Source organism: Flavipsychrobacter sp. (assembly GCA_041392855.1).
Taxonomy (GTDB): domain Bacteria; phylum Bacteroidota; class Bacteroidia; order Chitinophagales; family Chitinophagaceae; genus UBA5543.
Genome location: JAWKLD010000001.1, coordinates 1,135,225 through 1,160,676, shown reverse-complemented (window position 1 = coordinate 1,160,676; position 25,452 = coordinate 1,135,225). Strand labels below are relative to the sequence as shown.

The 25,452-nt window shown below is 38.3% G+C and carries 12 protein-coding genes; 10 read left to right on the top strand and 2 right to left on the bottom strand.

Annotated elements, in window-relative coordinates; all coding sequences use genetic code 11:
- Nucleotides 1-39 precede the first annotated feature (39 nt).
- Nucleotides 40-849 (top strand): mechanosensitive ion channel, encoded by an 810-nt coding sequence (locus tag R2800_05520; GenBank protein ID MEZ5016493.1) that lies wholly within the window; start codon nt 40-42, stop codon nt 847-849.
- Nucleotides 850-930: 81 nt separating this feature from the next.
- On the opposite strand, the gene R2800_05515 is transcribed toward R2800_05520, so the two are convergent.
- A complete protein-coding gene (locus R2800_05515; protein ID MEZ5016492.1) occupies nt 931-3,003 on the bottom strand; it encodes a thiamine pyrophosphate-dependent enzyme in 2,073 nt (690 codons plus the stop codon).
- Between the two features lie 190 nt (nt 3,004-3,193).
- Between R2800_05515 and R2800_05510 the strand changes: the two genes are divergently transcribed.
- Genes R2800_05510 through R2800_05485 form a run of 6 tightly spaced genes read left to right on the top strand, consistent with a single transcriptional unit; the run spans nt 3,194 to nt 10,527 of the window.
- The gene (locus tag R2800_05510) at nt 3,194-5,728 is read left to right on the top strand and encodes a YfhO family protein (GenBank protein MEZ5016491.1); all 2,535 of its coding nucleotides are present in this window, start codon (nt 3,194-3,196) and stop codon (nt 5,726-5,728) included.
- Nucleotides 5,725-6,264: an acyltransferase gene (locus R2800_05505; GenBank protein MEZ5016490.1), complete on the top strand. Its 540-nt coding sequence runs from the start codon at nt 5,725-5,727 to the stop codon at nt 6,262-6,264. Before R2800_05510 ends, R2800_05505 begins: the two co-directional genes overlap by 4 nt.
- Nucleotides 6,233-7,681, top strand: a complete 1,449-nt coding sequence (locus R2800_05500) for an oligosaccharide flippase family protein (protein ID MEZ5016489.1) — start codon at nt 6,233-6,235, stop codon at nt 7,679-7,681. Before R2800_05505 ends, R2800_05500 begins: the two co-directional genes overlap by 32 nt.
- Nucleotides 7,650-8,648, top strand: coding sequence for an ion channel (locus tag R2800_05495; protein MEZ5016488.1), 999 nt, complete (start codon nt 7,650-7,652; stop codon nt 8,646-8,648). Before R2800_05500 ends, R2800_05495 begins: the two co-directional genes overlap by 32 nt.
- Nucleotides 8,649-8,650: 2 nt before the next feature.
- Entirely contained in the window at nt 8,651-9,880 is a 1,230-nt protein-coding gene (gene rocD / locus R2800_05490; GenBank protein MEZ5016487.1) for an ornithine--oxo-acid transaminase, read from the top strand.
- Nucleotides 9,880-10,527, top strand: a complete 648-nt coding sequence (locus tag R2800_05485) for a VIT1/CCC1 transporter family protein (GenBank protein ID MEZ5016486.1) — start codon at nt 9,880-9,882, stop codon at nt 10,525-10,527. Before rocD ends, R2800_05485 begins: the two co-directional genes overlap by 1 nt.
- Here the strand turns inward: R2800_05485 and R2800_05480 are convergent.
- Nucleotides 10,511-11,284 (bottom strand): tRNA pseudouridine synthase A, encoded by a 774-nt coding sequence (locus tag R2800_05480; protein MEZ5016485.1) that lies wholly within the window; start codon nt 11,282-11,284, stop codon nt 10,511-10,513. The genes R2800_05485 and R2800_05480 overlap by 17 nt on opposite strands.
- 111 nt (nt 11,285-11,395) lie before the next feature.
- On the opposite strand from R2800_05480, the gene asnB reads away from it, so the two are divergent.
- The 3 genes from asnB (at nt 11,396) to R2800_05465 (ending at nt 25,282) form a co-directional block, all read left to right on the top strand.
- Complete coding sequence (gene asnB / locus R2800_05475; protein MEZ5016484.1) at nt 11,396-13,312, top strand: asparagine synthase (glutamine-hydrolyzing); 1,917 nt, start codon at nt 11,396-11,398, stop codon at nt 13,310-13,312.
- Between the two features lie 96 nt (nt 13,313-13,408).
- Complete coding sequence (locus tag R2800_05470; GenBank protein ID MEZ5016483.1) at nt 13,409-15,169, top strand: tetratricopeptide repeat protein; 1,761 nt, start codon at nt 13,409-13,411, stop codon at nt 15,167-15,169.
- Nucleotides 15,170-15,502: 333 nt separating this feature from the next.
- The gene (locus tag R2800_05465) at nt 15,503-25,282 is read left to right on the top strand and encodes a T9SS type A sorting domain-containing protein (protein MEZ5016482.1); all 9,780 of its coding nucleotides are present in this window, start codon (nt 15,503-15,505) and stop codon (nt 25,280-25,282) included.
- Nucleotides 25,283-25,452: the final 170 nt, after the last annotated feature.

Genomic DNA, 25,452 nt, shown 5'->3' with positions numbered 1-25,452 from the left:
TTATTACCTTTGTGCGAAACAAATACATAAAATCGTTAAATGAATTATTTAGATCAAGTAACACAATTAGCTATTAGTTATGCGCCCAAAGTACTAGGTGCTGTCATTACATTATTTATTGGTTTCTGGTTAGCTAGAGTGTTGGCAAGTAGATTAAGAAAGGTTTTAGAAAGTAAAGATGTTGATGAGTCATTAGTCCCATTTCTACATTCATTAGTATTGATACTGATAAAGGTATTAGTTCTATTTAGTGCAGCGTCTATGTTCGGGCTTGAAGTGACTTCTTTTGTGGCCATTTTTAGCGCTGTTGCATTTGCTGTAGGTATGGCTTTGCAGGGTAACCTAAGCCATATGGCAGCAGGTATTTTGATCCTGTTTTTTAAGCCATTTAGAGTAGGACACTTTATTGTTACTCAAGGGTATTCTGGTACAGTAAGAGAAATTCAAATATTCAATACTATTTTAACTACGTTGGATAACCGTGTGATCATAGTTCCAAATGGTGCAATAATGTCAGGTCCTATTGAAAACCTTACTGCTAATGATAAGCGTAAAGTGCCTATGACTTTCGGTATAGGTTATGGCGATGATATTGATAAAGCTCGTTCTGTTATTAAGCAGGTGGCAGATGGATGCCCTGAAATAGATCATGACCAACCTGTTGATATTATTGTTACAGAATTAGCGGATAGTTCGGTTAATTTCTCAGTTCGCCCATGGTGTAAAACTGCTGATTATTGGACGGTGTATGCCTATATGCACGAACACATAAAAAAGGCATTTGATAAAGAAGGTATTGGTATTCCATTCCCACAAATGGATGTACATCTTCATAAGAAAGATGCTTAATGAGTTAGTCTAGTTTCTTATAAAGTAAAAGCCTTGCAGTATTGCAAGGCTTTTACTTTATGTATGTTTATTGTTGCCTTTCTAGTAGGATAACAGCGTTGCTATTTTTTCAGCAACCTTATCAGCGTTAGGTAACATCGCCTCTTCGAGTTTCATGTTCATAGGCACAGCAGGTAGATCAAGTGCACCTATTGTTTGTACCGGAGCATCTAAAAATTGGAAACAGTTTTGAGCAATTCTGCCAGCCAGTGCTTCGCAGAAAGAGTTACGCAGCTGTTCTTCTGTTAATACGATACACTTACCATGTCTCTTTACACTATTGAATACTAATTCTTCATCAAGAGGGTAGATGGTACGAAGGTCAATCACCTCTACTTTGTCAGGGAATTGTTTTGCTGCATTATATGCCCAGTGCACTCCCATTCCATAAGTAACAATACATAAACTCTCTCCATTGTCAATAGCTTCTTGCGACGCTGCTTGTACAATATTCCCTTTTCCAAAAGGTAGTATGTAGTCCTTGTCGGGTTCAATACATTTAGCCTCTTCAGTACCAGGCACCTTGCTCCAGTATAGACCTTTATGCTCTAGCATCATTACAGGGTTAGGGTCATGAAAGGCTGCTTTGATCAGACCTTTTAAGTCTGCCGCATTACTTGGGTAAGCTATTTTAATTCCTTTTATAGTAGCTAATGTGCTTTCTACACTACCACTATGATAAGGACCACCACCACCATATGCACCAATAGGTACCCTTAGTATACAGCTAACAGGAAACTTTCCACATGTTAAATAGCTACTTTTACTGATCTCTGTAACCAGCTGATTGATAGCAGGGTAGATGTAGTCTGCAAATTGAACTTCAACTATTGGTTTGAGTCCTAATGCACTCATGCCTACAGTGCTACCTATTATATAAGCTTCTTGAATGGCTGTGTTAAAGACCCTGTCATCTCCAAACTTATTCGCCAATGTTGCTGCTTCTCTAAAAACACCTCCAAGACGTTTACCTACATCTTGCCCATAGAAAAGACATTCAGGGTATTCGCGCATTAGCTCTTCGATGGCGTGTAGTGCGGCATCAACCATGACTACTTTTTCGCCACCAGCTGGTTTACGAATGCCTTGCTCCTCTGTTATCGGCGTTGGAGCATATACATGGTCTGAAACTGTACTTGGGTCAGGGTCTGCAGCTGCAACTGCTAGATCAAATTCCTTTTGTGCATATGCTCTTTCTTCCTGCTCAATATGGTCAAGCATAGAAGCGGTCATGCCCTGACGTTGTAATAATAGAGCACGAAGTTTTGGCCCTGGGTCATCAACACTATGCTTTTCCAAGTCTTCATCGGTACGATACCATTCTTTACGTACTCCTGATGTATGGTGACCTAATAGAGGCACTTTAGCATGTACCAATATTGGTTTACGCTCTTTTCTTACCCAATCGATAGTATACTCCATCGTTTGGTAGGAGTCGAGGAAGTCACTACCATCTACACGCACGCGCTCCATTCCTTTAAAACCAGCTGCATACTCGTAAGCATCCATGGTTCTTGCCTCATCGCTACTTACTGATATGCCCCAGTCATTATCTTGTACTAGGTAAATAATTGGTAATTGGTGTAATACGGCAAATTGGAAAGCTTCACTTACCTCACCTTCTGTAACACTACCATCTCCCAGTGAGCAGATGACAACAGGAGGTTTCTTGTAATCTTTTAGTTTTTGCTTTTCAATGTATTGTATTCCTTGAGCAACACCTGTTGTTGGTATTGCTTGCATCCCTGTAGCACTGCTTTGGTTTATTATTTTAGGAAAACCTTCTCTTCTGCTATTAGGGTGGTTGTAATATGCCCTACCGCCTGTAAAAGGGTCGTCACCTTTGGCTAGTAGTTGTAGCATCATTTCATATGGTCGGAATCCCATTCCGAGCATTAGGCTTTCGTCACGGTAGTATGGACTTACATAATCGTCAGGTTTTAATAAAAATCCTGTGGCTAATTGTATAGCTTCATGTCCACGAGACGTACTGTGTACGTATTTGCAAATTTGCCTATTCTCATCATATATATCTGCCATAGCTTTGGCAGTCATCATAAGGCGGTATGCCTTTAGTAGCAGGTCTGTCGGAAGTTTGTCTTTTTTTCTATCCATAATAAAAGCATAGCAAAAGTAATGTCTTATTGTGATAAATTAGCGGATGTATAGCTATTTGTGTTAATATCACTGGAATATTATGTTTTGTTAAAAAGCTCCTCTCAAACCATTACCAGTTATATTTTTTCTGTCTTCACTTTCATAAGTGAATAGAACCGCTATTTTTGTTTTTACTTAAACCAAGTATATGCAATCTTTCGATTTTAAAAAGCTACTGCCACATCTGTTGATCATTTTAGGTTTTATAGTATTGGCAGCATTGTATAGTTATCCTCAACTTCAAGGTGAGGTTCTTAACCAACATGATATTGTTTCATGGAAAGGTATGGTGAAGGAAGGTATGGACTATCATGAGAAGACTGGTGAGAATGTGTTATGGAGTAATTCCATGTTTGGAGGTATGCCTACATATACACACTATGTTCCTGAATCAAATAACTACATATACAGCATTCAAACTGCCATTACTACCGTGTTAGGCAAGCCTATAAGCTTTTTGTTTATAGCAATGTTCTGTTTTTACATCCTGATCTCAACTTTGGGTGCTAATAAGTTGATAGGTATAATAGGGTCTATAGCATATGCTTTTTCATCGTATAATGTGATCATAATTGGCGCAGGACACGAAACAAAAATGCTAGCTATAGCTTATATGCCTGCTGTAATAGCAGGATTGCTATTGCTATATAGGGTCAAGTGGTGGCGTGGCGTGCCTATATTGGGTATATCATTGGCATTGATGATATCTACAGGGCATTACCAAATAATATATTATACAATATTTATAATACTTGCGGCTTTGATCGATTTGTTCATAAAAGCAATCAAGAATGGTGCATTGAAGAAATTCTTTATCAGGTCGTCAATAGCTGCAATAATCGCGTTGGTTGCATTAGGGCCAAATATGCCTAGCTTTTTAACAACATTAGAATACAATAAAACTACCATGCGTGGTGGTAATAGTGAATTGACCATAAACCATGATGCTAGTAAGCAGCAGAGTAAAAATGGTGGATTAGATAAAGATTATGCTTTTAGGTGGAGTAACGGTAAAATGGAAACGTTTTGCATACTAGTACCAGGTTTATATGGAGGGTCTTCGTCTGAAGACGCGGGTGAAAATTCGGCAACTTATGATAAGCTAACTAGCATGGGAGTAGGGGCACAAGATGCAGCTAGAGTGTCGTCTGCATTGCCATTGTATTGGGGCGATCAACCTTTTCTTTCAGGTCCGGTATACTTTGGTGCTATAATTTGTTTATTGTTTGTATTAGGACTGCTTGTAATAAAGAGTCCTCATAAATGGTGGCTTGTTGCTGCAAGTGCTTTTGGTATCATGATGTCTTGGGGAAAGAATTTTGAAATGATAAACTTCCTTCTTTTTGACATTCTACCTGGTCTAAATAAATTCAGAACGCCATCTATGTGGTTGGTTATTCCGCAAGTGTTATTCCCCTTACTAGGTATGTGGGGGCTATATGATATAGTTCAGGAGAAGGTGAGTAAAGAGGAATTATGGAAAAAGGTAAAGCTGTCTGTTATTATTACTGGTGGTTTGAGTTTACTACTGGGTGTAGGTGGTAGTATGTTTTTAGACTTCAGGTCTGATAATGATGCACAGATCCTTCAACAATACACACAGTCATTTGGTAATAACCAACAGGCAGCACAACAAGTAATGAGTGCTATATATGAAGATAGGGCTGATATGGCTATGAACTCGTCATTAGTAAGTGCCTTATTCATATTGTTAGCAGGTGGACTACTGTGGGCATTTGCGCAAAAGAAGATCAAAGGTCAACAGATGCTTATTGGTCTCGCCATATTGGTGACCATTGATCTGGTGAAAACAGATACACGTTATTTGAATGAGTCGAATTATATAGAAGAGGATGCTTATGATGCAGCTTTTATTCCTCGACCAGTTGATCAACAAATAAAACAGGATCCTGACCCTTACTACAGGGTGTTGGATTTAAGTAGAAATACCTATAACGATGCTATACAATCATATCATCATAAGACCATTGGAGGGTATCATCCTGCAAAAATAGAAGCTTATCAAGATATGATAGATATTCACCTAGGTGGAAATGGCTTTAATGCCGAGGTGTTGAATATGCTGAATGCTAAGTATATTATATTCGGAGGGCAGGGAGGTCAAGCTACGGCTTCTCCTAATCCTGGTGCTTTAGGTAATGCATGGTTTGTCAATAATATTAAGTGGGTGGAAACAGCAGATGAAGAAATTTTATCATTAAGTGCTCATAGACTTGGTGATACCTCAACTGTTCCTGATGCATTTAATGCTGCTACTACTGCTGTTATCAGAAAGTCTTTTGAAAAAGAACTCGGTGATGGTGTAATTGGGAAAGATAGTACAGCTTCTATTAAGTTGACAAAATATGGTCTAAATGACCTGAGTTTTGAGTCAAATAATAGCCAAACGGGACTGGCTGTGTTTTCTGATATCTATTACCCATATGGTTGGAAGGCATATGTAGATGGGCAAGAGACGCCTATTGTTAAAGCAAACTACATATTAAGAGCTATCAAGATACCTGCAGGACAGCACAAAATTGAATTTAAGTTTCATCCTGATAGTTTCTACACTGGTAATACTATTGCATTAATATCGAGTATTCTACTTATATTAATGACGATAGCGGCTATTGTCATGATGTTTAGACAGGGGCAGGCAGGTACAGAAACTAAAGCATGAGTAGTATTATCTCAAAAGTAATTCGTAAAGCTTTTCGTCTACGTGAGGAGATGAGTGTAGGCTTTTATGTTACTGACTTTTTGTTTCGTAAGCTATTTCGACAAAATTCGGGTGTGAAGTGGGCTGTACATCATACTGCTACAATTCATTGTCCTGAAAGGATAACTCGGGGTATAGGTACTTATCCAGGGGACTCGCCGGGAGTATATATAGATGCTAATAATGGTATAAAGATTGGCGATTACACTAATCTGGGTCCTAACGTTGGTTTGATATCCTCAAATCATGATTTTGTAAATAATGACGAATATGTAAAGGCTCCACCTATAGAGATCGGTAATTTCTGTTGGATGGGAAAGGGGGCAACAATTTTACCTAGTGTGCAGCTTGGCGATTTTACAATGGTAGGTGCTGGTGCTGTAGTTACTAAAAGCTTTAAAGATGGATACTGTGTAATAGCAGGCAATCCGGCAGTAATAATTAAACAACTAAATAGAGCCGAGTGTGAAGCTTTTGCAAAAAGCAAACAGCAATAACGGATATATCGGTAATTCGATACTCATCTTTCTTATTAGGGTATTTCCTTCGTTGGCAAATATTCTAGTGGTAGTTTTCTTTTCGCGCTTATTGGATAAAAGTGCTTATGGTGTTTATCAAAACTTTTGGGTAAATGTATTACTACTAAGTGCTATAGCCTCATTAGGTATTCAATCGTTTATCGTTACCTATACTTCCTCCTCCATAGCATCGCTACTTAAGTCTATGCGTGTTTCTCAGTATCTATTGCTTGTGTCTTGGGTGCTACTTGTAGGGGTTGTTTTTGGGCTATTGCAAAAAGCTGAAGTAGGATTGAGCGTTGCCTTTGCTGCTACTTTTCTTTCTGTTTATGCCTTTAGTATCATATTCGAGTCTTTATTAACGGCGTTTAGGAAGTTTAAGTTGTTAGTATGGCTTAGCTTATTTCATACAATTGTTTTTGGATGGTTGCACTGGTTATATGTTAATAGACAGGTTACGCTGAAGGAGTTATTTGTTTATTTATTGATATTAGGGGTAATACGTTTATTGCCGTATGTGTATGTAAGCTTTAAGGAAATTGCAAAGCATGATAAAGAAAGCCATGATATTAAAGCTGTAAGAAGATTGTGGTTGCATATTGGTTTTTTTGAGATTTCGCAAAGACTACTTACGTTAGTTGATAAGTTCATCATTGGCTTGTTGTTGAGTAGCGAACTTTTTGCCATATACTTTAATGGTACAATTCAAATTCCTTTTTTGCCATTATTGCTAGGTGCTGTAGGTAGTGCCATGCTAATGCAAATGGCTGATGACAGCAAACAGGTTGATGAAAAGCTGATCAGGATGGTAGCTCATTCAGGTCAGGTATTGTCTGCAGTGGTCTTTCCTCTATTTTTCTTCTTCTTAATTTATAGGTATGAGTTGTTTCATGTAGTTTTTACCAATAAATATGAGTCTGCAATACCCATATTCTTCGTCTCGATATTAGTACTGCCACTTAGGGCGTATAATTTTACTACTGTTCTACAAAATAGGCATAGAGGAGGGTTGATCAATATCGGCGTTTTTATTGATCTATTATCCATACTATTATTACTATATCCTTTGTATCAATTGTTTGGTTTGCCCGGTGTAGCATTAAGCTTTGTGTTAAGTAGCTATATACAAGGAGCATATTATCTTTATCAAACAGGAAAGCTACTTAAAGTCCCATTTTATAAGTTAATACCATTAAAAAACTGGTTGATAAAGTTAGTTGTCTTTGGCGGTGTTAGTATTGGTTTACATTACATGTTTGTTCAAACGTTTACCGAACAAATTGTGTTAATTTTGGGAACAGTTGTGACAGTAGTAATAGTTGTACTAGCTCTTATTCTAGAATTAAAGCAAAACTCAAATCTTGATGGCCAATCAGTTCAGAAGGAAGAAGCTTAAGAATATTAATAACACAGGCTTTACTAATAATAGTAATGTTGAAGGGGGGCGTTTGACCAATAAAGATGGCAGTATCAATGTTCAGAAGACAGGCAGGCCTTTTTGGGAGCGTATCAGTATGTTCCACACATTGTTGCGCATGCCTTGGTGGAAGTTTTTACTGAGTATCTTTGCAGTTTATTTTGTCATCAATCTAGTTTTTGCTACACTATATGTTGTTATTGGTGTGCATAACCTTACAGGTATTGCAGGGCATGCAGATGATCTATTGAACGGTTTTGAACAAGCTTTTTTCTTTAGTGCGCAAACATTAACTACCGTAGGTTATGGTCATATAAGTCCTTTGGGATTAGCTGCCAATGTTGTGGCATCCATAGAGTCCTTTGTTGGTATACTATCTTTTGCATTAGTTACCGGTTTATTATATGGTCGTTTTGCAAGACCACAGGCATTTATGATGTTTAGTGATAATGTTTTGGTAGCCCCACACAAAGGTAAAAGAGCTTTGATGGTTAGATTAGCTACCTATAAGAATAATCATATAACCGATGTGGAGGCTATTGCAACAATGGCTATGCATATGCGAGAGGCTGACGGGAGACAAGTAACCCGCTTTTTCAGGTTGGAGCTGGAGATAACAAAAATTGCCTCAATGGCATTGAGTTGGACACTAGTTCATCTCATAGATGAGAAAAGTCCATTATTTGGGATGGGGCATGATGAAATAATGGATGCTGATATAGAAATACTATACAATATGAAAGGATTTGATGACCATTTCTCCAATATTGTACAGCAAAGAACATCCTATACGGTCTCTGAAATGGTATATGGGGCCAAGTTTTTACCCATGTTCCATAAGTCAGATGATGGAAATACTACGGTATTAGAGTTAGATAAGATAAATTTGCACGAACGGGTTGACGTACCGGAACCTGTTGATATTGATGAATTAATAAAAAGTTAGACATGATTGACATGAAAGAAACATTGACACAACAATTGTTAGAAAGGGAGAGTAAGTATAGTGCCCATAATTACCACCCATTACCTGTGATGTTGACCAGAGGTGAAGGCGTATTTGTATGGGACGTGGAAGACAAACGTTATTACGATTTCCTTTCAGGTTATTCAGCGTTAAACCAAGGACATCGTCACCCTAAGATCATGGATGCATTAATGGAGCAAGCCAATAAGCTTACATTAACTTCAAGAGCTTTTCATAGTGATGTATTTGGTGAATTTGCAGAATATATTACTCAATACTTTGGCTTTGATAAAGTATTACCAATGAATACAGGAGCTGAAGCTGTAGAGACGGCATTGAAATTGGCTAGAAGATGGGGATATGCTGTGAAGGGTATTCCTAACAATAAGGCAAAAATTATAGTTTGTTCTGAAAACTTTCATGGACGTACTATTAATATCATTTCTTTTAGTACAGATCCTGAATCTAATAGTGAGTTTGGACCATATACCCCTGGTTATGAAATTATACCTTACAATGATCTAGAAGCATTAGAGAAAGCACTGAAAGCCGATGATGTAGCGGCATTTATGCTAGAGCCAATACAGGGTGAGGCAGGCGTTGTAGTGCCAGATGAAGGATATCTTGCTAAGGCTTATGATTTATGCAAGCAAAACAATGTATTATTCATAGCGGACGAGATACAATCTGGTTTAGCGCGTACAGGTAAAATGCTTGCTTGTGATCACGAAAATGTACATCCGGATATATTGATATTAGGAAAGGCATTATCGGGTGGCGTTTTCCCTGTATCTGCAGTATTGGCTGACGATGAAGTGATGCTAACGATACATCCGGGTGAACACGGATCTACTTATGGCGGTAACCCTCTTGGTTGCAAGGTAGCTATTGCTGCGTTGAAAGTATTGAAGGAAGAAAGAATGGCAGAACATGCGGCAGAAATGGGTGTATATCTTCGCCAGCGTTTGAAAGATTTAAATAGCCCACTTATATCAGTAGTAAGAGGTAAAGGATTGCTGAATGCTATTGTAATTAAACACGAGAACGAAAATGCAGCTTGGGATATCTGTGTAAGAATGAAAGAAAATGGTCTATTAGCAAAACCTACTCATGGTGATAAAATTCGTTTTGCACCACCACTAGTAATTACAAAAGAACAGTTGGATGAATGTATTGACATCATCGACCGTAGCTTGAAAGATTTTGCTTAATGCAGCAGGATAATACTAGTCAAAGCTTTTATACATCGGATATATGGACGAATATGATCGTTGGTATATCCGATGGGCTTTCTATACCGTTTATTATAGTTACAGCCTTTAGTAATGTTGTTGTTAATAACGAGGTAGTTATATGGATAGGTGCTATAGCAGCTGGTATGGGAGCAATAGCAATGGGGGTGGGTAATTATCTGTCTAATAAAGAACAACTGGAAGAGCAGCTGGGTATATTAGATGAACGCGAGATTGAAATAATGATAAGCTCTGGTATCACTAAGGAGATCATTGAAAAGATGGAACTACATGCTTTGAGTAATAAAGAGAAGTGGGAAGTCTTGGTAGATGAATATGGGTTAGGCTTAGCTAAGCCTGATGTTAAGCGAATAAAACAGACAGCAGTTTCTGTTGGATGCTTTTATTGCTTAGCTGGTTTGATCTCAATAATACCTTATTACTTTACAGCTACTACTAGTGAAGGTAGGCTATGGTCTGTTATCATTACTTTGTCTCTATTAGGGTTGTTTGGTGTTGTAAAAGCTAAACTTACAGGTTTGTCTATTGTAAAAGAGCCAGCTCGACTATTGGTCATTACTTCTACAGCTGCGGCTTGTTTATATTATGTTACAGGTTTGTTTTAGTGTCTTTTATTTCTACCAAAGCGTCTTCAGGATATTGTATATGCTCTAGGTATAAACCATGACCAGCTACACTAAAGTCTGCATTTCCGCAGTCTTTTGATTCTATGATCTTTTTGAACTCGTCAATCGTATGCCTTCCTCTGGCTACCTGTAGTTGTGTGCCTACCAGTCCACGCACCATACCCCTTAGAAAACGATTGGCCTCCACTATGTAGTGTAGCTCATTGTCTCTTTCTTCCCAATAAGAATCGAATATCGTGCAGTTATAGGTATAGGTTTGCGTGTTTCTTTTTGAGAAGGTTTCAAAGTTGGTGTATTCTTTTATGATTTCTGCAGTTTTATGGAGCGTATTGATGTCAATACTAAATGGATAAAACAGGGAGCGGTTATGAAGAAAAGGGTTTTTACGATTATGGATTTTATATCTGTACCTTCTTTTCTCGGCTGCAAACCTAGCATTTAGTTCAGGGTCGTTGGCTCTGTAAAGTGCTTTTAATGATATAGAGAAAGGGAGTAGCGCATTAACTCGATAAACAAAATTAGAAGGAGGTGTTTGGTCGATGTCGAAATGAAAATAGCTACATAATGCATGCACTCCTTCATCTGTACGGCTAGCACCAATTGTTTCTATCTCTTGCCTAAGTAAAGTAGATATTGCTTGATTAATTGCTAATTGTACAGTAGGTAGGTCTTTTTGTATTTGTGACCCATGAAAAGCCCCACCATCATACATTACCTCCAAAAAATACCTCGCCATAATTTTCTCTTCTGTTCGCAATATTACTTTTTTAAGCCCAATAGTTCATATCTAATGCTTGAAAGCTACGCTTTGTAACATAATATGTTATTTTCGAGCTATTGATTTTGTATGTGTGGTATTACAGGTTTTATAAGATTTAGAGATGAAGTAGCTGCTTCTGTCTTAGAAAGTATGAATAATACTATTCGTCACCGAGGGCCGGATGATGAGGGGTATGTATGTATCAACGCAGAAGGCGTTTTAGATAGTTACTTTGGTGAGGATAGTGTTGAGGAGATCAAGCATAAGAATAAACATATACAGAGTGCAGGTACATGTAGTGTCGGTTTAGGCTTTCGAAGGTTGTCTATCATAGATCTGTCTTATCATGGACATCAACCAATGGTTTCGAAAGAGAATGGTATAGCCTTGTCCTTTAATGGTGAGGTATATAACTACAGAGAGTTAAGATTAGAATTGTCACAACTAGGTGCTCGGTTTGTAAGTGATACAGATACAGAAGTGATATTGAGAGGGTATGAGCAGTGGGGAATATCTGTAGTAGAAAAACTAAATGGCATGTTTGCCTTTGTTTTGGTTGATAATAAGAAAAGTAGACTGTTTTTAGTGCGCGACAGAGTTGGAATTAAACCGTTGTTTTATCATCGGTCTAACGAGGGGATTACATGGGCGTCAGAAATAAAGGCGGTTTTAAAAGCCCCATGGGTAAAGCCTGATGTTAATTGGGATGGCGTATTTGCTAATTATCAACTGCAAACAACACCTTATCCATATACTTGTTTTAAGAACATAAGTTCTATTGAACCTGCTTCTTTTTTAGAGGTCGATATAAATACCAATAAGGTAACCAAGGTTAGGTATTGGGATATTCCTGTTGACAAGGAGAAGCAAACAATATCAGAGCAAGCTGCAGCTAAAGAACTGGAGGCGCGTTTGGAACAAATAGTTTCTATGCAATTACGTTCAGATGTTCCTGTTACTTCTTTGATGAGTGGCGGTATAGACTCGACTACTTTAACAGCAATGTGTGTGAAGAAAAACAGCAATTTTCATGCTTATACTTTAGGGTTTGATGGAACCGGTGAAGGAGCTGATGAGTTACCTCAAGCGATAGCTATGGCTAAAAAGTTGGGGGTGAAACATCATGTCCATTATTTAAAGCCCGAAGACGTTTTAAATAACTTGGATGCTACATTGAAACATTTTGAAGAGCCATATTCAAACTTAGAGCCGGGGTTTGCTGCTTCTGATTATTTACATAAAGAAGGTTACAAAGTGGTGATGAATGGGCTAGGTGCAGATGAGGTGTTTGGTGGGTATGCCTATTATCTCAGCTATATGAAATGGCAGTTGCGTTTACGCTATGCTAAATATAATAAGCTAATACCTGCATTAAGTGATACGATCAAAAAAGTAAAATATCATCTTGAGATAGATACTGTTCTAAAGTTTCATACACATCATAGAGAAGGAATGAAGACATATGAGCTACCTCAGTTAACTAGTATGCCTGTACTTTCTTTAGCAGAAATGTTGAGTGATGATAAAGGGAGTTCATTATTAGATATTCCTGAAGCATTGTTTTACTATGATATGAGAAATTATGTAGGCGCTCATCATGTTTATCGTGATGATCTGAGTGCTATGGCACATAGTGTGGAAATGCGCTATCCTTTTCTTGACCATGAATTAATAGAATGGGTGGCTACACTCCCTATAAATATTCGCTACAGTACTATTATTAATAAACCACTTTTGCGCAAGGTGTCTGAAAAGTATGTTACTCATGATAATCTTATTATGCCTAAAAAAGGTTTTAGTTTGCCATTAAATAAATGGTTGCAGAAAGATAATAGTATTCAAGATTATGCTAACGAAAAATTAACTGCGCTTAAGAAAAGGCAGTTGTTCAATAATGCGACAATAGATAAGTGGTGGAAGAGGAAAGATGAAGGGGTATATTTTACTAAACTTTGGCAACTAGTTACTACTGAAGTTTGGCTGTCTGAATATATAGAAGCCTAATTTTTTACGGTTTGTATATTTAGGTACAAATTGGAGGGAATATATTTATGAATATATTTACCTTATTCTTTCACCTAAAAGTTTACAGCATATTAAATGTTGTTCAAAAAATATAGTTCATTTTTACTTATTGTAATAAGTATTTCTTTCTTATTCGGGTTAGAAAGTTATGCTCAAGATGAGTACCGATACCTATTGCATAAAACCTATGCCGAAAGGGTCCCTTTGTTTGATACAACAGTCTTTCAAAAGCTAAAACATGCAGATAGTGCTGACTGGGCAAAGGCATACACGACAATAAAAAGGCTTGCAGAAAAAGAAGGCGATGAAGGTCTTTTGATGGAAGCAAAACTAGGTAACTGGTATTATCTAAAACATAATAACTATTATGGGAATGAAGAGGCGGTAGATGAATTGAAGCTTCTTCTTGATGAAGCCAACCAGAAAAGTTTAGATAAGTATGTAGTATTAATTCGGTTTGAGCTTGCTGGTCAATATTTTTATCATCTACACAATTATCAAAAAGCGTTTACTCAATACATAGAAAACTATTCTGCCGTAACTCAGATTTCTTCAGCTGATCTACCTAATAAGAAATCTATAATAGTTCATACGGGTAATGCTTATTATAACTTTAGAGACTATGTAAATGCAAAGAAGTATCTCTTAATTGCCGATACAGTCAATAATAGTTGGCGGACAAAGGTTGGAATTCAATGTAAAAACACATTAGGTTTAATACACAGGAATAATAAGCAATACGATTCAGCTATCTATTATTTTGAACAGTGTATTGCAATAGCAAAACAAACACAAGACAGTATTTGGGAGGCTATAGTTTTGGGAAACATTGGGATATCATATTACCAGCAAGGTTTTTATGAGAAGGCTATTCCCTTATTGAAAAGAGATGTGGAAGGAAGCTTTTCTTTTGGTGCATTTGATAACGGGGTTAACTCTATTGTAAAGCTTGTAGATGCTTTTGTTGAGGTAGGTGATCTTGAGCAGGCTAAACTCTATCTAGACAGAGGGTGGAGGTTTGCAGATAGTATGCGAGATAAGACAAAGCACTTACCTGCATTATATAATGTGTCAGCTAAGCTCATGATAATGTCAGGTGACTATAAGCAAGCACATCATCTTAGAGACTCTGCAGATCTATATGCAAAAGTATTAGTAGAAAGAGATGATATAATGCAATTGGCCCGTGTTGAAACAAGAATTAGACAAGAGGTGCATGATAAGGAAATAGAAAAACTAAATGTTGAAAAGGAGCTTGTTACAACGGTGCGTAATGGATTATTGATAGGTCTGGTACTATTGACAATTATTACCTATTTAATCATTAATAGGCAAAGGATTAAGCATAAAACAAACCGTAAAATTTTATTATTTGAAAAAGAGCTTACGGAGACCAAACTCCAAAATGCATCTGCTCAGCTAGAAAGCTATACTAAGAGCTTGCAAGAAAAGAATCTTTTGATCGAGAAGTCGACAGACGAGATCAACAGATTGCAAGAGAATCTTGATCAGTTAGATAGCGAAAAAAATGATAATGTGATTTTGCAGCAGCTATATGATTCCACAATACTTACTGATGGAGAATGGGAGGAATTTAGACGATTGTTTGAGCAAGTACATACAGGTTATATTAACCGTTTGAAGGAAAAACTACCAGGTCTAAGTCCTGCCGATATTCGTTTTATAGTGTTGAGTAAACTAAAGTTATCCAATAAAGAAATGGCTGGCATACTTGGTGTTCAGCCCGATTCAATGAGAACATACAAGTATCGACTTCGTAAAAAGTTTAATATAACCGACGACGAGACCTTATCCTATATTATCGATACTATATAATAGATATTACACTTATTTCATTTTAATTGTATCTATAAGTTGTTGTTTAGTAATGTTGTCACGCTTTTGTGACGCCAATACTACCATATTGTAACGCACAATAATTGACTGGAGAATTGTTCCTGAGCATATTTACTTAATGCTCGTTATATCCAAAAATAAGTTTGGTTTTAAGAGGCGACACTTGATTGTCCTGGTGGTAATTGTCGTGTATATGATCATAGGTTTTTCCATTTGGTATGCCTATGAACAAAAGGTAAAGGCATTGAATGGAAGGATAGATGAGATAAAGACAAGGAATGATAGTTTGAATAAATATAAAAATACAGATATATGATTGCCGGAAGTATTAAAGGGTTTCAGAAAGTGCTATTCAGTATATGCCTATTACTAATAAGTAGTGTGGCTTATGCTCAAGCACCTTCTATAACAACACAGCCAGTAAATAAAAGTGCATGTGCGGGTTCTAATACCACATTTAGTGTTGTAGCCAGCAATGCAAACAGTTACCAGTGGCAAGTAAGCACAAATGGCGGTAGTACATGGAGCAATGTTTCTAATGCAGGTATTTATAGTGGTGCTACAACAAGTACATTAACACTTACTGCCGTTACTACAACTTATAATAGTTATAGGTATAGATGTATTGCAACGGGTAGTGCTAGCCCGGCTGCAACTTCTAATTCAGGCACCCTTACTGTCACGGCTTTACCAACGGTTGCTTCCGTAACAGGTGGTTCTACCTGCGCCGGCGTTAGCGGACAAGTGAGTGCTGTTGCCTCTACGGGAGCTAGCATTAACTGGTTTGCAGCTTCAACAGGTGGGAGTGCTATAGGTACGAGCAGTACTTTGACAATTCCTAACCCTACAGCAACTACAACTTATTATGCTGGAGCTACAATAGGAGGGTCTGGCTCGCCAGATACGGCTATGACTCCATACAATACCAATAATGGCCAGAGAGGTGCAATGTTTGATATTGTTACCAATACGGCTATGACTGTGACAGGTTTTGATGTCAATATCTATTCAGGAACTACAGCCAATTATTATATATACTATAAGGTAGGTACCCACGTTGGGTCGGAGAATAATAGTGCAGCGTGGATACCTCTTGATACGGTATATTCTCTCACCTCTGCCGGTAATAATGTGCCTACGCCAATGGGTTTCAATATTTCTGTGGCACTTCAAGCTAATACGAGATATTCATTTTATATAACAAACGATTTTGGAGGAGGAACTTCTTACACAGACGGGACATCAGTCGGTGGTTTCTGGGCAGGTAATAGTGATGTTACTATTTACCAAGGTGTAGGTAAATCTTTCCCTTTTGGACTAACATTTACTGTAAGAAATATTAATGCAACAATGTACTATACAACTTCTGCAGGTTGTGTTAGTGCAGCAAGAACAGGGGCTACACTAACGGTAAATGCAAATGCAAATATTACAGCTAACCCGCCTAACAGATCAATTACAACAGGTAGTAATACAACTTTTAATATTACAGCAACAAACGCAACAACTTATCAATGGCAAGTAAGTACCAATAGTGGTAGTACGTGGTCTAATGTATCTAATGGTGGTGTTTATTCTGGCGCTACTACAAATACACTTAGTTTAACAAGTGTTCCAAGTTCATACAATACCTATCAATATAGATGTATAGCTTCTAACGTTTCCAATTGTCCAGATACTTCCGCTGTAGGCACACTAAGTGTGTCTGGTACGGCACCATCAATAATTGGGCAACCTTCAAATAGTATTATATGTGAGGGTAGTAATACTACTTTTAGTGTTACGGCAACTGGTACAAGTTTGACCTATCAGTGGCAAGTGAGTACTAATAGCGGTGTGAGTTGGACGAACCTTTCCAATACGGGAATATATAGTGGTGTCACTGCCAACAATTTAACATTAACTAATGCTACTGCCACCTATAATGGTTATCAGTACAGATGTGTAGTAACAGGTGCAGTGTCTCCGGCAGCTACTTCAACGGCTGCTTCACTTACTGTAAATCTGGCACCTGCCATCACAGCACAACCTTCTAACAGTATTATCTGCTCTGGTGCTACTACATCTTTTAGCGTTACGGCAACTGGTACAAGTCTGACCTATCAGTGGCAGGTGAGTGCCAATAGTGGCGTGAGTTGGACCAATGTTACTAATACAGGTATCTATAGTGGGGCAACTACAAGTACATTATCGCTTACAGGCGTTACAGCCACTTATAATAATTATCAATACCGCTGTGTAGCATCAGGTAGTTGTACTCCAAGTGCAACCAGTAATGCTGCGATATTAACTGTAAATGTAGCACCAACAATAACAGTACAGCCTAGTAATAGTACCATAGGGGCTGGTGGCAATACAAGCTTTAGTATTACAGCAAGTAATGCAACCGGCTATCAGTGGCAAGTAAGTACTAACAGCGGTGTAAGTTGGACTAATGTTACAAATGGTGGTGTGTATTCTGGTGCTACTACAAATTTGTTATCGCTTACTGCTGTATCTGCTTCTTATAATAGTTATCAATATCGCTGTGTAGTATCGGGTAGTTGTACTCCTAATGCTACTAGTAATGTGGCTACGCTTACTGTAAATGTAGCCCCTGCTATAACTACACAGCCTTCTAGCAGTATTATCTGCTCTGGTGCTAATACCTCTTTTAGCGTTACTGCAACAAATGCTACAGGTTATCAGTGGCAGGTGAGCACCAATAGTGGTGTAAGTTGGACCAATGTTACTAATACGGGTATCTATAGTGGAGCAACTTCTAATACATTATCACTCACTGCAGCTACTGCTACTTATAATAGTTATCAATATCGTTGTGTAGTAACTGGACTAACTACGCCCAATGCTACTAGTAATGCTGCGACGCTTACAGTAAATATAGCACCCGTTATTACAGCACAACCTTCTAATAGCACTATCTGTTCTGGTGCTAATACTTCATTCAGCGTTACCGCAACAAATGCTACAGGTTATCAATGGCAGGTGAGTACCAATAGTGGTGTGAGTTGGACAAACGTGACGAATACTGGTATTTATTCAGGAGCTACAACAAGTACACTTTCTTTGACATCTGCTACAGCCACTTATGATGGTTATCAACATCGTTGTGTGGTTTCAGGAAATTGTACGCCAAATGCTACTTCTAATGTTGCTTCTTTGTCTATCAATGTTGCCCCAACTATTACGGCACAACCAAATAATAGTATAATTGGTGCAGGTAGTAATACGAGCTTTAGTGTTACGGCAAGTAATGCTACAGGTTATCAATGGCAGGTGAGTACCAATAGTGGTGTGAGTTGGTCAAATGTGACGAATACTGGTATTTATTCAGGAGCTACAACAAGCACGCTTTCTTTAACTGCGGCTACAGCAACCTATAATGGTTATCAGTACCGTTGTATAGTTACTGGTCTATGTACACCAAATGCTACAAGTAACACAGCGACACTAACGGTAAATTCTGCGCCTGCTATTACAGCACAACCTACTAATAGTGCTGTATGTAACGGTGCTAATACAAGTTTTAGTGTTACAGCAAGTAACGCAACAGGTTATCAATGGCAAGTAAGTACTAATAGTGGTGTGAGTTGGACTAACCTTACCAATACGGGCATCTATAGTGGAGCAACTACAAGTACATTATCATTGACAGGTGTTGCTAATTCAAATAACGGTTATCAATACCGCTGTGAGGTTACAGGACTAACAACACCTAATGCTATAAGTAATGCTGCTATATTGACTATTAATATACCACCTGCCATTACAGTGGGTGCATCAAGTACGTCTGAGTGTGAAGGTGGAAGTACAAATTTTTCTATTACTGCTACTAACGCAACGGGTTATCAATGGCAAGTAAGTACAAACAGTGGCGTCAGTTGGACGAACCTTGCAAATAATGCTATATATAGCAATGTTGCGGCAAGTACACTAGGTATTGCTAATATTACTTTAGCTATGAATGGCTACCAGTATAGATGTATAGCTAGTGGAGCTTGTACCCCAAATGCAACGAGCAATGCATACACGCTGACCGTTAATGAACTACCTGCTATTACTGCACAACCAAATAACAGTACAATATGTGCTGGCGCTAATACAAGTTTTTCAACAACAGCTACTGGCACTGCACTTACTTATCAATGGCAGGTGAGCACTAATAGTGGAGCTACGTGGACTAATTTAACTAATGCTGGTATCTACAGTGGTGCTACCTCAAATATATTATCCCTTACAGCGGCAACAGTTGTATATGATGGTTATCAATATCGCTGTGTGGTAAGTGGTACATGTACACCAAGTGCAACGACTAGTGTAGCTACTTTGACCATTAATACAGCGCCTGCTATAACCATGCAGCCTGTAAATACAAATGTATGTAGTGGAGGAAATGCTTCGTTCTCAACTATAGCAACAGGCACAAACTTAACCTACCAATGGCAAGTGAGTACGAATAGCGGAGCAAGTTGGAGCAACTTGACAAATGCAGGTGTCTATAATGGTGTAACTACAGCAGCATTGTCCGTAACAGGTGCTACTGCAACAGAAAATGGTCATCAATATCGCTGTGTGGTAAGTGGAACATGTACGCCAAGTGCAACTACTAATGCGGCTACTTTGTCTATCAACTCTATATTGACCATTAGTAGTCATCCTTCAAATAGTATTATCTGTGTTGGTACTAATACGTCCTTTGCTGTAGCAGCATCAGGCACGGGAGTAACTTATCAATGGCAAGTGAGTACTAATAGTGGAGCTACATGGACTAACTTAACCAACGCTGGTATTTATTCTGGTGTTACCACTAATACACTTGATTTAACTGCAGTAACTGTAGCGGAAGATGGTCATCAGTATCGTTGTGTTATTAGTAGTACGTGTACCGCACCTGCTAATTCTAATGTGGGTACACTTACCATCAATACATTACCTACCATAACAGCACAGCCAAGTAATAAAACGATATGCGCAGGACTTAATACAACGTTTGGTATTACCGCTACAGGTACTGGAATAACTTATCAGTGGCAAGTAAGTACTAATAGTGGAGCAACATGGAGTAACTTGATCAATACAGGTATTTACTCTGGTGTTACTACTAATGCTTTAAGTCTAACTGCTGCAACAATCGCTGAAAATAACAATGAGTATCGCTGTGTAGTAAGTGGAACATGTACACCAAATGCAACGAGTAATACTGCTACTTTAACAATAGAGACAGCACCAACAATAACTACACACCCTGCTAGTACCACTACTTGTGATGGCAGCAATACAATGTTTAGCATTACAGCAACAGGTGCAGGTTTGTCTTACCAATGGCAAGTAAGTACCAATAGTGGAGCTACATGGGGTAACTTGACCAATACAGGTATCTACTCAGGTGTTACAACAAATACGCTTGCTTTAACATCCGCCACAACTGCAGTAGATGGTCATCAATATCGTTGTATAGTAAATGGGACATGTACGCCAAATGCTACAAGCAATGCGGCTACATTGACAATTAATTCAACACTAACTATCAATACACAGCCTATAAATAGTACCATCTGTTCTGGTAATAACACTACATTTACTATTGCGGCTACAGCATCTGGGCTTAGTTATCAATGGCAAGTAAGTACCAATAGTGGAGCAACTTGGAGTAACTTGATCAACGCTGGTATTTATGCAGGTGTTACTACAAATACATTAAGTCTGACAGGAGTTACTATTGCAGCGCATAATAATCAGTATCGTTGTGTGTTGAATAGTACTTGCACACCTCCTGCAAATTCCAATGCTGCAACACTAACAGTAAATGTAGCCCCAACAATAACGACACAAGCTAGTAATAGTACAATATGTCAAGGAGATAATACCTCGTTTAGTATTACTGCAACAGGTGCAGGCTTAACCTATCAATGGCAGGTAAGTGTCAATGGTGGAGTAACATGGACAAATGTCACTAATGCTGGTATTTACACAGGTGCTACCACCAATACATTAAACATTACCGCAGCATCAATTGCTGAAAATAATAATCAATATCGTTGTGTAGTAGGTGGTACATGTGTGCCAGGGGTTAATGCTAATGCTGTTACACTTACAGTAAATGAACTTCCGTCTATTACTACACAGCCTATTAATAGTACCATTTGCTCAGGATCTAATACTAGTTTTAGCATTACAGCATCAGGTACGGGCTTAACTTATCAATGGCAAGTGAGTACGAATAGCGGCGCTACATGGAGTAATTTAGCTAATGTTGGTATCTACTCAGGTGCTACTACTAGCCAGTTGAACTTAACAGCAGCAACTACAGCAACGCATGGTAATCAATATCGTTGTATTGTAAATGGTACATGTGCTCCATCTGTTACAAGTAATACTGCTGCACTCACTGTAAATACAGCCCCCGCTATTAATACGCAGCCAGTTTCTGTTACTATCTGTGAGGGTAATAATACCATCTTTAACGTGGTAGCTACTGGTACAGGCTTAACCTACCAATGGCAAGAAAATAGTGGTAGCGGATGGAATAATATTACCAATACGGGTGTGTACAGTGGTGCAACTACATCAACTTTAAATCTTGCCAATCCTCCTGCTGCTATGAGTACTAATCAGTATAGATGTATTGTAGGAGGTGCATGTGTACCAGGGGTAAATACTAATGTAGTTACACTCACCGTAAATGAATTACCATCCATTACAACGCAGCCTGTTAATACAACTATTTGTAGTGGCGATAATGCCAGCTTTGGAATTATTGCAACGGGAACAGCATTAACTTACCAATGGCAGGTAAATAACGGTAGTGGCTGGACAAACGTGACCAATGCGGGTGTCTACTCTGGAGCAACAACCAATATGCTTAGTCTAACAGCAGCGACTACAGCTTTACATAGCTATCAATATCGTTGTGTAGTGAGTGGGGCATGTACACCTTCTGTAACAAGTACCTCTGCTTCAATAACTGTAAATTCAGCACCAGCTATCAGTACTCAACCTATGAATAGTACTATTTGTGAGGGAGGTAATACTTCTTTCAATATAGTGGCAACAGGTACGGCATTGACTTATCAATGGCAGGTAAATAATGGTAGTGGGTGGAATAATGTTACTAATACAGGAATATATACAGGTGCTACTACTAGTACGCTTTCTTTAACTGCGGCTACAGTTGCTGTAGATGGTTATCAGTATAGATGTGTAGTAGGAGGTACATGTGTACCAGGTGTTACGTCAAGCGGTGTGATATTGACTATTAATACCTCACCTGTTATAACAACACACCCCCTTGCAAAAGTTATATGCAGTGGTGATAATACTAGCTTTAGTGTATCGGCCATAGGAACCGCTTTGACTTATCAATGGCAAGTGAATAGTGGTAGTGGTAGTGGTTGGTCTAATGTGGCTAATGCAGGTGTTTATTCAGGAGCTACTACTAGCACATTGAACTTAACAGCCGCAACTACAGTAGTACACAATTATCAATATCGTTGTATAGTAAGTGGAGCTTGTATGCCATCAGTAACTTCTGCTGCTGTTGGTATAATTGTAAATATTGCTCCTGCTATTTCTACGCAACCAACTAATAGTACTATTTGTGAAGGAGGGAATACTTCTTTTAATATAGCCGCTACAGGAACAGCTTTAACTTATCAGTGGCAAGTGAATAGTGGTAGTGGCTGGTCTAATGTAACCAATGCAGGTATTTATAGTGGCGCTACTACTATAAGTTTAAGCTTGACAACAGCATTGGCCAATGTGAACGGTTATCAATACCGTTGTGTATTGACAGGTACATGTACACCTTCAATTACATCTAATACAGTAACGCTTGTTGTTAATACTTCACCTGTTATTACAAGTAATCCTGTTAGTGCTACTATTTGTGCGGGCAGTAATACAAGTTTTAGTGTGTCGGCTACAGGAGCAGGTTTAACTTATCAGTGGCAAGTAAATAGTGGCACTGGTTGGAGCAACGTGACCAATGGGGGAGTATATAGTAATGCTACTACAGCAACATTGAACATAACTACAGCCCCAACCTCTATTAGTATTAACCAATACCGTTGTCTGGTTGGTGGTACTTGTGTGCCATCAGCAACTACGTCGGCAGCTACTTTGATCGTTAATAGCTTGCCATCTATAGTAACACACCCTAGTAATACCGTTACTTGTGTGGGAAGTAATACTTCTTTTACTGCACAAGGTACTGGCGCTGGTTTGGTATATCAGTGGCAAGTAAATAGTGGTAGTGGTTGGACTAATATTAGTAATGGAGGCATTTATAATAATGTAAATGCAGCAGTATTAAATATTAATGGAGCTACGGCAGCTATTAATGGATACCAATACCGTTGTATGATAAGTGGTACATGCCCACCTACTGTTATTACTAATGCAGCTACATTAACAGTAAATGAATTACCTGTCATTACCAGTCATCCAAGCAATAGTGTAATATGTGATGGTAATAGTACTACCTTCAGTGTGAGTGCAACAGGTACAGCAGTAACCTATCAGTGGCAAGTGAATGCAGGTGGTGGTTGGAGCAATATTGGTAATGGTGGAGGTAATGGTATGTATAATAATACTAATACCGCTACTCTTAGTATTAATGGTGCTTCTACTGTTGTAAATAGCTATCAATATCGTTGTGTTGTAAATGGTTATTGTACACCACCGGCTATTAGTAATGTAGCAACGCTTACTGTACACCCAATCGTAACACCTGCAATAACGATTATTGCTTCAGATACTGATATTTGTGCTAATACTTCAGTTACTTTCACAGTAACATCTATTAGTAATGGAGGAAATAATCCGTCTTATCAATGGAAGAGAAATGGTGCAAATGTGGGTGGTAACTCTACTAGCTATACTACTACCAGCTTGTCTAATGGAGATGTGATCACTTGTGTGTTGACCACAACAGCTCCTTGTCCTACATCTACCACAGCTACAAGTAATGGGGTAACCATGACAGTGCATCCACTATTGTTGCCCACTATAAATGTAACAAGTGCTACGGCGGACTCAGTATGCGCTACAAGGTTAGCCTCTTTTACGGCTACTACTACTAATGGAGGTACTGCTCCAACCTACAGATGGTATGTCAATAATACCTTGGTGGGTTTTAATGCAGATACATTTAGTACGAGAGGGTTATTGAATGGAGATATAGTTAGTTGTGAGCTTACCAGTAATGCACTCTGTGCAACCCCTAAAACAGTAACAAGTAACAAGATAGCTATGCGTGTAATACCGCTAAGTTTCTCAACAGCAAGAATAGATGCCACACCTACAGATGAGATATGTGAAGGAGAGCAGGTAGCTGTATATTGTTATTATACTAATGGAGGAACAACTCCTGCGTTTGATTGGTATTTAAACGGTGTGAAAACGAATAATATATTCGGCTCGTATACAAGTACTGCTTTTAAAACTGGAGACTCTATTTATTGTGTGTTTACTAATAGTAATGTTTGTCCTGAACCTGTTGTGACCAATACAGAGATAATGACGGTACATAAAACACAAACTACAGGAGTTTCGCTTACTGTAAGTTCAGGTAATGTAATTGCTCCGGGTTGGTTGGTAACGTTTACTGCAATACCTAATAATCCAGGTGCTAATCCTAAATATATATGGAGGAAGAATGGGCAAATAATAGTAGGGGCAACAACCGATACTTATACTACAGATGATCTGAAGTTTGGTGATAAACTAAATGTGACCATGAAAGCCGACTGGCCATGTGTAGTTGATGAATATGTAACCAGTAATACTATTAGAGTAAATATACCTGCTGGTGTTACTGCCACTACTAAAGTGGATAATAAAATAACATTGTTCCCTAATCCTAATAATGGTCAGTTTGTATTGAGGGGCAAAATTGGTGGTCACTCAGGTAAAGCCTTAATGTATATCAGTAATCATCTTGGTCAAAAAGTATACAATACGAATGTTGACATTATTAGTGGAGCGTTTGAAAAACAATTTGACCTATCTGGTCAATTGGCGAAGGGTATGTATATGGTCACAGTTGAGGTAGACAATAAAATGTATCATCAACATGTTGTGATATTTGAATGATATTAATTACATGAAAGGAGCGTATTCTTACGTATACCTTATGCAATTGCTATAAAATGGTAGAGGTGCCATTATTGCCTTGTTTCTTTTTGGAGCAAGGCAATTTAGTTTCAATAAATAAGGAGTTTCTAGAAAGAAACTCCCTTTAAAATCAACACTATAGAGATAAG